Source organism: Gluconobacter sphaericus, from assembly GCF_016757795.1.
Taxonomy (GTDB): domain Bacteria; phylum Pseudomonadota; class Alphaproteobacteria; order Acetobacterales; family Acetobacteraceae; genus Gluconobacter; species Gluconobacter sphaericus.
This window is the reverse complement of record NZ_CP068419.1, coordinates 2480655-2492643: the sequence shown is the minus strand read 5'-3', so window position 1 is coordinate 2492643 and position 11989 is coordinate 2480655. Positions and strand designations below refer to the sequence as shown.

At 58.9% G+C, this 11989-nt stretch carries 12 protein-coding genes; 6 read left to right on the top strand and 6 right to left on the bottom strand.

Annotated elements, in window-relative coordinates:
- Positions 1-54 precede the first annotated feature (54 nt).
- Positions 55-999: a ribokinase gene (locus IGS75_RS11795; RefSeq protein ID WP_202256937.1), complete on the bottom strand. Its 945-nt coding sequence runs from the start codon at positions 997-999 to the stop codon at positions 55-57.
- 85 nt (positions 1000-1084) lie between these two features.
- Positions 1085-1639 (bottom strand): YceI family protein, encoded by a 555-nt coding sequence (locus IGS75_RS11790; RefSeq protein WP_202256936.1) that lies wholly within the window; start codon positions 1637-1639, stop codon positions 1085-1087.
- 161 nt (positions 1640-1800) lie between these two features.
- Here IGS75_RS11790 and IGS75_RS11785 point away from each other — a divergent pair, with 161 nt between their 5' ends.
- The 4 genes from IGS75_RS11785 to IGS75_RS11770 are packed head-to-tail and all read left to right on the top strand — an operon-like array spanning position 1801 to position 6563.
- Entirely contained in the window at positions 1801-2076 is a 276-nt protein-coding gene (locus IGS75_RS11785) for a YtcA family lipoprotein (protein WP_202256935.1), read from the top strand.
- A 2-nt stretch (positions 2077-2078) separates the two neighbouring features.
- Complete coding sequence (gene mdtN, locus IGS75_RS11780) at positions 2079-3128, top strand: multidrug transporter subunit MdtN (RefSeq protein WP_202256934.1); 1050 nt, start codon at positions 2079-2081, stop codon at positions 3126-3128.
- A 37-nt stretch (positions 3129-3165) separates the two neighbouring features.
- Positions 3166-4944, top strand: a complete 1779-nt coding sequence (locus tag IGS75_RS11775; RefSeq protein WP_408876498.1) for an FUSC family protein — start codon at positions 3166-3168, stop codon at positions 4942-4944.
- Positions 4941-6563, top strand: coding sequence for a TolC family protein (locus IGS75_RS11770; protein ID WP_202256933.1), 1623 nt, complete (start codon positions 4941-4943; stop codon positions 6561-6563). Before IGS75_RS11775 ends, IGS75_RS11770 begins: the two co-directional genes overlap by 4 nt.
- A 103-nt stretch (positions 6564-6666) precedes the next feature.
- Here the strand turns inward: IGS75_RS11770 and IGS75_RS15860 are convergent, their stop codons facing one another.
- Positions 6667-6744, bottom strand: coding sequence for a KGG domain-containing protein (locus IGS75_RS15860; RefSeq protein WP_408876497.1), 78 nt, complete (start codon positions 6742-6744; stop codon positions 6667-6669).
- Positions 6745-6901: 157 nt separating this feature from the next.
- A protein-coding gene (locus tag IGS75_RS11760; RefSeq protein ID WP_408876428.1) for an IS630 family transposase occupies positions 6902-7848 on the bottom strand; the annotation gives its coding sequence in 2 pieces (ribosomal slippage) (positions 6902-7512 and positions 7512-7848; 948 coding nt in all).
- A gap of 226 nt (positions 7849-8074) precedes the next feature.
- Here IGS75_RS11760 and IGS75_RS11755 point away from each other — a divergent pair.
- The gene (locus IGS75_RS11755) at positions 8075-8230 is read left to right on the top strand and encodes a hypothetical protein (protein ID WP_202256932.1); all 156 of its coding nucleotides are present in this window, start codon (positions 8075-8077) and stop codon (positions 8228-8230) included.
- Between the two features lie 383 nt (positions 8231-8613).
- On the top strand, positions 8614-10821 hold the full coding sequence (locus tag IGS75_RS11750) for a TonB-dependent receptor (protein WP_202256931.1): 2208 nt from the start codon (positions 8614-8616) through the stop codon (positions 10819-10821).
- A 19-nt stretch (positions 10822-10840) separates the two neighbouring features.
- On the opposite strand, the gene IGS75_RS11745 is transcribed toward IGS75_RS11750, so the two are convergent.
- Together IGS75_RS11745 and IGS75_RS11740 are read right to left on the bottom strand one after the other, a co-directional pair.
- Positions 10841-11470: a TetR family transcriptional regulator gene (locus tag IGS75_RS11745; protein ID WP_141351695.1), complete on the bottom strand. Its 630-nt coding sequence runs from the start codon at positions 11468-11470 to the stop codon at positions 10841-10843.
- On the bottom strand, positions 11460-11933 hold the full coding sequence (locus IGS75_RS11740; protein WP_202256930.1) for a hypothetical protein: 474 nt from the start codon (positions 11931-11933) through the stop codon (positions 11460-11462). The genes IGS75_RS11745 and IGS75_RS11740 overlap by 11 nt, the downstream gene beginning before the upstream one ends.
- Positions 11934-11989: the final 56 nt, after the last annotated feature.

Sequence of the window (11989 nt, the reverse complement as noted above, 5' to 3'; positions counted from 1 at the left end):
TTTTTTGTGCCGAAGCACCTCCACCAAAAAACAGACGGCGCAAGCAGGGTTTTTTCAAACCCAGATCAGAGCTTCAACCTCATTCCATTCCGGCGCAGCATCGGCCGCGCCACGACGTGTCGTAGCGAGAGCTCCGCAGGCGGACGCAATCCGTGCAGCATCGGGCAGACTTTCTCCACTGGCCAATGCCACGGCCAACCCAGCGTTGAAGCAGTCTCCGGCCGCCACGGTATCGATCGGAACAACCCGGAATGGCGGTAGATGACCTGATCCGGTCCCATCATGCCAAAACACGCCCTTCGCCCCCATCTTCACCAAAACCGCCCGAACACCTTTCGCCAACAGAATTTCCGCAGCCTTGCGCGCCTCTTCCACTGTTGTGGGACGGATGCCGGTCAGGCTGAAGGTTTCGCTTTCATTGGGCGTGAGAATATCGATCTCGGACCACAGCGCTTCGGGCAGTCCATGCTCCGGCGCAGGAGCCGGGTCCAGCACGACAAGGCCACCCGCGCTCCGGGTCCGACGCGCCGCAGCCAAAACGGCAGACTGGGGGATTTCAAGCTGAAGCAGCAGGACTTTCGCCCGATCCAGCCAGGGCGCCGCGGCCACGATATCCGTTTCATCCACCGCCATGTTCGCGCCACCCGCAACGGTGATGCAGTTTTCGGCCGCGGCATCTATCCCGATCAGGGCAATCCCCGTCGGGTGGTCCGCATCATCCCGCAGGGGCGACAGATCCACCCCGAACCCCGCAAGACTGGCCCGGGCCTGAGCCCCGAACGCATCACACCCCACACGCCCTGCCAATGCAACGTCCACGTCGAATGCCTGCGCCAGTCTCGCCGCCGCGGCAGCCTGGTTGCTCCCCTTGCCGCCCAGACCGATCGCATAGCTATCGGCATGAACGGTCTCGCCCGGACGCGGAAGCCGCTGGCACCGGGCCGTCAGATCAATGTTGATGCTACCGAAGGAAAGAATCAGGGGCGTCCGCAAGGTCATGTCCAAAGGGCCAGAAGCTGGAGAAACAGGGATTTTTCTGATCCTGCTTATCGAATGGTCCGCAGCCCTTCAAGCATGGCGCGGATTACTTCATGAGGATCACGGTCTCGACACGGACCATGGGATCCACCGAATGAAGAAGCGTGCTCATACCCCATTGCCGCTGATCAAAGCTACCATGACTGACAATGCGCATCAGGGTATTGCCCTGGAACTGAAGCTCCGTCGTCAAAAGCAGCGGGTGCGTCTGTCCGCGCATCGTCAGTTTTCCCGCAAGCTCCATCCGGAGTTGCCCCCTGACGACCCTAGGACGGCAGTCTCCCACATATTTCATGACGGGATGGGCATCGCTGTCGAGCATAATTCCCGAAAGCATGATTTGCTTCAGAACAGCACTACCGACCTTGAGGGAACTGACATTCATGGTCATATCCACGTGACAGCTCTGTTGGTCCAGATCGTAAGTCAGTGCTCCGGAGACGTCTCCAAAGTTTCCGTCAATATCCGTCAGGGCCGAGCGCGCATGCAGAAGAGCCTGAGTATTGACCGGCGACAGGACAAGGTCCTGCCGGGCAGCGAAAGCCGGCCCACTTGCCAGCAGCCCCAAAAGAAACATTGAAGAGAAAAACCTGTCCGTCATTGTTCTACACCATTGTCTTCACAGTATCCTGTCTACTGAAACTTCCGCGCGACACTCCGGTTTTCTTTTCCGACTCCCCCTCCGCTGAACTGTGGTTTTCGGAAAAGGATGTGATAGGCTCCGAATCCCTGTTATGGCCGCGCGAAAGTTTTCATTCCCTCATGCGACCTACCCGCCTTAGCCCCTGCCTTTCCGGCCTCATCTTTCTGGCAACAGCGGGATGTTCTCTTCGTGGCGCTCCGTCCTTTCCCATTGCCGGCGCCTATTTTCCGGACTGGATGGTCTGCGGACTCGTTGGTGTCGCCACATCCATTGGGCTGCGAGTCCTCTTTCTGCTGACGGGGCTCGATGCTCTGCTCAGTTTCCGTCTCTTCACCTATGTCGCCCTGGGCGTCATCGCCGCACTGAGCGTGTGGACCCTGGTATTCGGACCCTGACCGTGCAGCGCATTCAAGTCTCCAGCAAAAAGCCGATTGGCATTGTCATAGTGGTTGTCTGCGTGGGGGTGGCCGTCCTGTTCGGCGTTCACGTCTCCCACGAAGACAGCACCCACCCCTCCTCCGACAGCGGAAGCATCGACGCGGAAATGGTGCATGTCGCCTCAACCGTAGGCGGGCGGCTCAGGGAACTGGATGTTTCAGTCAACCAACATGTCCACAAAGGCGACGTGCTGTACCGGCTGGATCCTGAACCCTACGAACTGATCGTCCGGCAGGCGCAGGCCAATCTGGATCTGGCCAGCGCGGAAGTCGAAAACCAGACACGTCTGCTGAGCATCAAGACATCCAATGCTGCTACTGCCGACGATCAGGTCGTCCGGGCCCAGAACAACCGTGATCTTGCAGCCCGCACGGTGCAGCGGCTTCAGCCTCTGGCAGGGAAATCCTACATCCCCTGGCAGCAGTATGATCAGGCTCGTGTTGCCCTGCATGATGCCGAAGTTTCGCTGGCCCAGTCCCGCAACCAGTCGGCTGCCGCGACCACCGCAATCGGGGATCTGAAAAGCTCGATCGCCGCGCGCGATGCGAGTCAGGCGGCACTCGATCATGCACGTTATGAACTGCGACAGACCACGGTGATCGCTCCGGTTGACGGTTACGTCACCAGCTTACGGGTTAAACCGGGCGAAGTCCTGGCGCCGTCGCAGGTCCTGTTCACGCTGATTGCGGATGATGAATGGTACGCAACAGCCAATATCCGCGAGATCAATCTCAACGCCGTGCAGATCGGGGACTGCGTGACGGTCCATTCCATGATCGACCGGCGCACGCCGCTTCGGGGACATGTCGAGAGCATTGGATGGGGTGTGCTCTCGGCAGATTCCGCTGGAATTGCGCGCTCCCTGCCAATCGTGCCACGACAGATGGACTGGGTGCATGTCGCGCAGCGTTTCCCGGTTCGCATCCGGCTGGAAAAGGCAAATCCCCTTCTGCTGCGGCTTGGCGCCACCGCGACGGTCGAGATCCGGCATGGCGCTGCCTGTCCCTGAAACCGCCCGTTCAATGGAGGACCCACGTCCGGACCTGATGCGCCCCGGGCTGAGTCTTTCGCGCATCTGGCATCTGGTGTGCAATCCCGCTCCGGGACGCATGGGCTATGCGCTTTGCATGGCGGCCGGATGTACAACGACGGTGCTGGTTGGGGAAATCTGGCAGGTTCCAGAACTCTCCGTCCCGGCTCTCACGACGATGGCACTATGGCAAAAAGACCGCGTTACCAATGCGCTTACCGGCGTAGGGGTAAATATCGCGGTTCTGATCCTGCTGGCCATCATCTACGGGCTGATCCGCCTGACGCTGGATCATCCGATGGGACTGGTGATCGTCATCGCCCTGCTATCCTTCATGTTTTTCTTTCTGGGCTCGGCCAGCAAGCTTAAGCCTGTGGCCTATATGCTTGGGCTGGTCACGGTGTACGGCCTGATTGCGATCGACGAGGTCCCGGTTGGCGAAGTCGTGACGCGCGCGCTGCTTTATACGGACCTGTTTCTCGCGGTTCCAGGCGCGGTCATGGTCGTGCTTGGCCTGCTGATCTGCCCGTCACCGCGCCGGATCCTGACTGATAGCATTGCCGCGCGTCTTCGCATGGCATGCCGTCTCATGAGCAATCCGGACGAGCGCATCCGCGAACAGGCTACGGACATGCTACGCGCCGGCACAGTAGACATGATGAAATCGGCGAAAATGGCCGGGCTGGAAAAAATCTGGTCCCCCCACGATCTGGCGTGCCTCAGACAGGCCGCCAATAGCAGCGTGGCCGTCCTCGCCCTGGCCGACGAAGCCAGCCGAAGCGGCCTATCGCAGCCCGATGCCGCCTGCCTGATCCAGCCCCTTGAAGACATGGCCGCTATTTTCACGGATGGGGATTATCCGACCGCCATAGAGCGCCCCTCCATCAGCAAGGCATCCCTCACTGCCTGCGCTCTCGCGGATCTGCTGCCTGATTTTGCTACGCCGCCCCCTGCGGATGATGCAAAAGCACCCCCACAGAAGGAAAAATCGGGGTTTCTGGCTGATGATGCCTTCAGCAATCCGGACCATGTCCGCTTTGCCGTCAAAGGCACAGCGGCGGTCATGCTAAGCTATCTGACTTTCAAGGTTCTGGACTGGCCGGGCATTCATACCTGCATCATCACCTGCTTTATCGTCGCCCTTCCGACGATGGGGGAAATGATCTCCAAGCTGACCCTTCGCATTTCAGGTGCTCTCGTGGGGGGCGCGCTCGGGATTTCTGCCATCGTTTTCGTCATGCCACACCTGAATGGCATCACTGGATTTCTGGTGCTGGTCTTCTTGGTTTCCCTGATCGCAGCCTGGGTCAAGACCGGCGATGAACGCATTGCCTATGCCGGTTTCCAGATCGGACTGGCTTTCTACTTAACGGACCTGAAAGGCTACGGCCCCACCGCCGACATGGCGACTGCCCGGGACCGGATCGTGGGAATCATGCTGGGGAATTTCATCACTTACGCCATGTTCACGAGCTTCTGGCCCGCCAGCGCCTTTGACAGGATTGGAGGGGGATTGCGCAAGCTTGTGGAATGTCTGAACGGACAGGCAAACGCCTCAACGCCACAGGCCCGATCGGAAGCCGTCGCTCGTACTCAGTCCGCCCTTCTGGAAAGCGAACGCACACTGGAATATGCCATGTCAGAACCCGTTCATATGCGCGCCGACCTACCCCGGCTTGAAGCAACGCGCCGCGCGCTCGACGACGCCGCAGAACTTTCAGAAGAACTGCTCGTCACGCCTGACCGAGCCGATGTTGCTGGCCGCATGGCACGACTGGAACAGATTGCCCGATGACCCGCCCTGTCCGTCCTTTTCCACGCCTGATCCGGGTCACGCTATATTCGGCCCCTCTGCTACTTTCGGCCTGCGCCACACAGGCTCTGGACAGCGCGCCCGCAGCACCCGACCGACCGTGGCAGCCCAATATCGCAGCCAATGGTGAAATTCTGCCCGGCAAACACAATCCGCATGCCCTGAACCTACCGGCCGGATACACCTTGCCATCAAATACGCAAATCCGCGTGCGTCCCCCTGCCCCGAACATTACGGTGCAGAACGGGCATGCCTATTCGCTGGCGGAACTGATCGATATTGCGCAGTCCGCCAATCCGGAAACACGCCGGGCCTGGAACCTTGCCCGGGATTCTGCTCTGGCAGTCGGCATTGCCCGTAGCGCCTACCTACCCCGCCTGACCGCAACCGTGGTGGGCGGCTATAGTCACAGTCGCAATGACGGCGCAAACCCGACAATCAGCAATGCAGGCGCGGCCGAAGGGATCGTCAATTCGGGCCTGAGCGGGCTGGAAAATGCGCTGGGCGGCGTGCGCAACAACACTTCGGGCGCAGGTGAAGTTCAGACGCTTGGCATGGAGTGGCTGCTGTTCGATTTCGGTAAGCGCGAAGCCGTCATCGAGGCCACGAAACAGGCACAGATCGCCAGCAACGTTCTGTTTACCGCCGCCCATCAGAAGATCATCTACGGCGTGACAACGGCCTATTACACCCACGCTGCCGCCGCAGGCCGGGTGCGGCTCCTGCGTCAGGCGCGGGACAATGCGCGTTTTGTGGAAGCCTCCGCGGAAGCCCGACTGCATCAGGGCCAGGGTACGATCGTCGATGTCTCACAGGCACGGCAGGCAACGGCCCAGACGGAACTACGGCTCGTCCAGGCTGAAGGTGACGAAGAAAATACCCGGCTGGAATTGCTCAACGCCATCGGCATTTCTCCTGCCACGAATCTGGAAATGCTGGATATTTCCGGCCGCCCCCTCGCTTTGGATGACATGCGCCTGACAGATGCGTTCGTACAGCAGGCTGTCTCGCGCAGGCCGGACGTTCTGGCCGCCTATGCCAATGCCAAGGCCGCAAAAAGTCGGGTTCAGGCAGCGCGCAGCGAGTTCCTGCCGAAAATCTTCATGACGGGCAACGTAGCCTACACCACCGGACGTCTGGCGCTGTCTTCCATTCCCGGCGTGGGGAGCGAGGCGCCGCCGACGCTCAACCTGTCCAGCAATGCCTTCAGCAGCCTGATCCTCGGCGGCATTACCGTACCAATCTTTGACGGCGGAACCCGGGCCGCCCTTCTGAAACAGGCACAGGACCAGTCTGACAGTGCGGATGCGACCCTGCGGCAGACTGTGGACAGTTCAGTCAAGCAGATCGTCGCTGCGGAAAATGCCCTCCGCACCAGCCTGAGCGCCTATGCCGCATCTGGCAGGCTGGAAACAGCCGCGCGCACCAGTTTTGAGGCCTCGTCCGCCGCCTATCGCAGCGGCGTAGGCTCCCTGACCCAGACCAGCATTGCCCAGAACGGCTATCTGGACGCGACCCTCAGTCATTCGGATGCCTATTATGCCGCGCTGATTGCGGCGGCCGGACTGGCCTTCGGGACGGGATCGCTCAGCAGGGAGTAAGGCTCCAACGCACAAAGCCTGCCGGGGGGGGGTAGCCCCACGGCAGATTTTTCCGCCGTCGCGCAGAGAGACAGAGTTGCTTCCTACCTGAACGCAGGTCGGTTTAAGACTTATGAGAAGCCTGTCCGCCCTTACGACCGGCTTCCGAGGTCCTTTTATAATTACTTAAATATAAAAAAATAATATTTATTGTGGATTAATATTTAAAATATCAAACCAACAACAAACAACTCATTTAAATGAAGTATTTATTTTCGTCACTCCCAATAACCACCTCTTTACCTTACTTCCCGAACGTCCCATGATCTCCTTCCACCTGCGTCTAGAGCGGTTCCACTTTAATCTGGCTCATATCCGGCGGCTGTAAAGAAGCTGGCGCATTGACTGGGAGTGAAAGCCGGAAGCAGCGCGCCGACGGTATCCCACAGAGCACCGACAGTCCGTTCGGCTCTGGCGCGCAGCAAGGCTTTGAGTTTTGAGAAAGCCATTTCGATGGGATTAAAGTCCGGGCTGTATGGCGGAAGGAACATCAGTTCCGCCCCTGCCTGCTCAATGGCCTTCTGTGCCGCTGGAAGCTTATGCGCTGGAAGATTGTCCATCACGACGATATCATCCGGCTTCAGTGTCGGGATGAGAACGCGTTCGACATAGACCTGAAAGATCCTGCCATTCATGGGACCATCATGCACGAAGGGCGCGGTCAGGCCTGTCAGACGCAGCCCCCCGGTGAAAGTCGTGGTTTTCCAATGACCGTGCGGCACACCGGCGCGGCAACGTTCCCCGCGCAAGGCACGCCCGCGCAGACGGGTCATCTTCGTGGAGAGGCTGGTTTCGTCAATGAACACCAGACGCTGCGGATCAAGGTCAGGCTGGCGATCAAACCAGTCCTGTCGTCGCTTCAGAACGTCTTCACGCTCCTGCTCCAGTGCATGAGCGGTCTTTTTTTGAATGTCCATCCCTGTTGCCGCAGCCAGCGACTGAGCATGCTGCGGCCGATCCCGACGGCCCGTTCGCTTTCCAGGCGCGCTATCATTTCGTGAAGCGTGATGTCTTTCTGCGCCTCGATCATGCCGGCAATGAACGCTTCATGCGCGTCCAGCCGTGATCCGCGCGGCTTGCCCTGGCGACGGGGCGTCCGCTCGCCGCTCTCACGTTCCCGACGTAACCAGCGGATCGCCGTCGAAATCCCCACTCCGAACCGCGCCGCAATCGAGCGGGCAGATGCTCCCGCAACTCCAGCTTCCAGAACACGCTCCCGAAGATCATCACTCAATGCTCGTGCCATCACCGTCTCCATCAAGGAAAACGGTGAATCACAAGACCTCTTCAGTGTCACCTCTCGATTCAGAGTTCAGTGGAACCGCTCTAGCCGTCAATATGGATGGTGTCCTAGCCGATGTAGCCTCTGCACAACGTGCTCAGTTCCGCAAAACCGCGGCTATGAGTGGAGCGATGTCGAACTGCGCGGACGCCGCTTCAGGGATCTTGTGTTTCCTAAAGACTATGCGGTCATGGGAGCCGTGCTGCATCAGGGAGATTTCTTTGCTTCACTCATCGGCATGCCCGGCGCAAAGGATGCCATTTCTATCCTGTGTGAGACCTACAAAATGTTCATTACAACCGCCGCCATGGAATATTCGACGTCCTGTACGCCCAAATTCGCCTGACTGAAGGAATACTCTTCCTGCATTTTACCGCTGAACATCGTTTTGTACGGCGGCAAGAGCATTCTGGCCGGCCGATGCGGCGATCAATAATAACCAGCGCCACTTCAGGCGGTTTTACGGTCAGGGCATGCTTTTCACTGCCTTTTACAACGCACTAAAAACCAGAAGCCCGCGCACGGATAACTGGCAGGATGTTCTGAAGAGCATGGATCGGATTGATGAAGACCGAAAAAATCGGCCACATCTGTGTCTTTCAGGAAACAGCCAGGGACAAAGCGCATTAGATGAATCACTGAAGCAGGCGAATCATTTTGACACTAAGTGCCAAAATGTAGAGAGGGGAGTCCAGCTACACGATATAGATCGATCGGGACTAACCGCTTATGAAATCCGCACGCCTGCTGCTTTGTCTCTTCTCCGGATCTGTATTGAGCAGTATGCCAGCCTTTGCAGCGGAGACACAACCGGCTTCCAAGCAAAAAGCGGCAAATTCCGCTATACCGACCAAAGCCGCCCCTGCCGCCCCGAAAGCTGAGAACATCACGGTTCATAGCCGCAACGGCACCGGTACAGCCGCCGATTACCGAACCAAGAACGTAGCACTCGGACCGCTTGGAACGCGCTCTGTTCTTGATACACCCATGTCCATCATGGTTGTTCCACATGATGTGCTGGTGAACCAGCAGGCGCGCAACATCAACGATCTCGTAGCCTACGTCCCGTCCGCACAGCTTGATATGCGCGGCGATCCAAACACCAGCCGTCCGCAATCCCGCGGTTTTGAAGGTGATGTGATTTCCAACACCCGCATGGACGGGCTGAACATGGTCATCACCACACCTTATGCGGCCGAGCAGTTCGACAGCCTTCAGGTTCTCAACGGTCTGGCGGGCGCGCTTTACGGCCCCCAGAACCCGGCCGGCACATTCGATTTCACGCTCAAGCGCCCCACGGACCGCATGACCGAGCGCTTCGTCGTAGGTACGGATTCCATTGGGGCGCCCATTGAAAGCGCCGATGTCTCCGGACGCGTCGGCAAAAACAAGTGGTTCGGCTATCGCCTGAACCTACTGAACCAGAACGGCGAAGGCTATGTCGAAGGCTCGCATCTACGGCGTGATCTCGTCAGCGGCGATTTCGACATTCACCTGTCGCCCAAGACCGTTATCCAGATCGATGCCAGCCAGTACACCTATGCCGAACGCGGCTATCCGGGTGGTTTTGCCTACAGCACTGCGATCCAGCTGCCCCAGGCACCGGATCTGAGTCAAAAGGGTTATGGCCAGCCGCAGGCGGGCTACAACATGGAAACCGATACCGCCATGGCCAAGATCATCCATAACTTCAACGACAACTGGAGCCTCAAGCTCGGTGGTCTGTGGCAGAACGCAGCCCGTAACGTCTTCAGCACCTCCAACCAGCTTCTCAACTCCGCCGGCCTGTACAAGCAGACGATCTCCGCGGCACTCACGGCCAACGACTTCGTAGCCGGCAGCAATATGGCCTACCTGAACGGCAAGTTCCGCACCGGTCTCCTGCGCCACCAGATTGAGCTTGGCACGAACGGCTACATGATGGGGAACTACAACCCCACCTCCTCCACCGGAACCCTGACTCTGGGTGAGGCCACGATCGGTCATCCCAAGAGCTTCGCCAGCGCGCAGCCTTATTATTCCGGTCGGTACAAATCCGCCGACACGATGAACCAGTCGCTTCTCGCAGGCGATACCATTTCGCTTGGAAAACACTGGTCGATCATGGGCTCTCTCGCCTGGAGCTGGCTGAGCACGAACAACTATGCCAAGACGGGTACCAAGACGTCCAGCTACACCCGCTCAGCGGCATTCAGCCCGATGACGAGCCTTCTCTATAAGCCGACTGACAACCAGACCATCTATTTCACCTGGGGCAAATCGCTGCAGGCCGGTACCATCGCACCTGCCGGATCGGTCAACGTCAATGAAGTGACGGCGCCGCTGCGTTCGGAAGAATATGAAGTTGGCTACAAGATCCTGATCGCCAAGCGCATGCAGGTGAACATCGCCGGCTTCCGCATGTCCCGTCCGTACGGCTTCACAGACCCCATCACGAAGGTCTATGCCAATTACGGTCTGCAGCGGAACTACGGTGTCGAGTTCCAGGCTTCCGGCAACATCACCGACGATCTGACCTTCCTCGGTGGTATGACCTGGCTGGATGCGCAGATGCTGGGTACGGGATCATCACTGACGACCAACAAGCAGGTCGTGGGCGTACCACCGCTGATGGCGAACGCACTGCTGGATTACCGCCTGCCGTTTCTCAAGGGTGCCGCAGTCAACGCCAATGTCCATTACATGGGCCGCCGGGCCGCCAACGTGTATAACACGACCTTCGCGCCGTCCTATGTCACCCTGGATCTGGGTGCACGTTATGCAACCCATGCTTACGGCCAGCCCCTGGTGTTCCGTTTCGGCGTGAACAACGTGACGAACCAGAGCTACTGGGCATCCGTCTATCCTTCGAGCATCAATGGTGTAAGCACGGCCACGAACTCGGCCGTCGCCGGTCTGCCACGCACCTATCACTTCAGCATCGAACTGGACCTCTGAAGAGGTCCAGCCCAAACTTTCAGCCGGAACTCAGGGGGAAGTCGTCCTGCCATAGCAGGGGCTGGAGCGTGAACGTCTGACGCAGGATGGCTTCCAGATCGGATTTGCCTTCGGTTTTCATCCATTCGTCCAGTGCGGTCCGGAACGTCGCAATCGCCGTCCGAGCCAGAAGACGGGCCACGAGAGACGGCATTTCGGTCGCGGGCAAGCGGGCAATCAGGGCATTGGCCAGCGTCTCTTCCCATTCGGAATATCGGCGCAGGGCCATATCCCTCAGGGCTGGCGTCCCTTCCACAAGCCTGACAACAGCATAAGCATCCATTCTGTCGGACGAATAACACGCCACGACTGGCACCAGTCCGGCCAGAACGGCATCCTGCAACGAAACATCCAGCGGGACATCGCGTATGGCCTCGGTCAGGATCGTGGTCACGCTGCTGGTCCAGGCCAGGATGATGTCCGCCTTGCCTGGGAAATAACGAAACAGCGTCCGCCGCGAAATTTGCGCGGCTTCCGCAATCTCGTCGACCGATGTTTCCTCGTAACCATAGGTCGAGAACAGGCGCATGGCCTCCCGCACCAGTGCGGCGTGGGTGCGGTCCTTCTTGCGCTGCCGGAGCGGCCCATCCTGTTCTGCGTCAGTCGTCATGCCGTCCAGTTATCCCGAAGTCCCCAAGGAGCATAGACCCGATCTGAAAAACCCTTCCAGGCACAAGCCTGTAACGGGCGCGCACGAGAACGTCATTTTCAAGCTGTTGCCGGACCGCCACAAGATCTCCGATCCTGGGCAAAACTGCGACTTCGCGGAAAAACGGACGCCTGCCAACCACACGATCCTGAAACACCTGCGCCAGAACCATGGCCACCGGGTCACGCGTACAGCAAAGACAGCCAGCCGCATGCTGTTTCATGAAAGGCGAGGCTGCCGGAATATCGGCCACATCCCCCCACCCACCATCCACCCCCGGATCACCGATGAGCAGGGCGTCGCGTCTGCGCTCTCTGGACCACTCCGCCGGATCGGACAGGAGGGTCAGCGGGATCAGTGCAGTGCCGGAAGACGTCATACGATCTTCTGTAGCAGCCCTGCGCAGCGCGGGCAGCATTTTCATGGTGCTGCCTCTTTGCCGGAGGAGAGCCGTTTTGCTACACCCTCCTGTCCCTGACC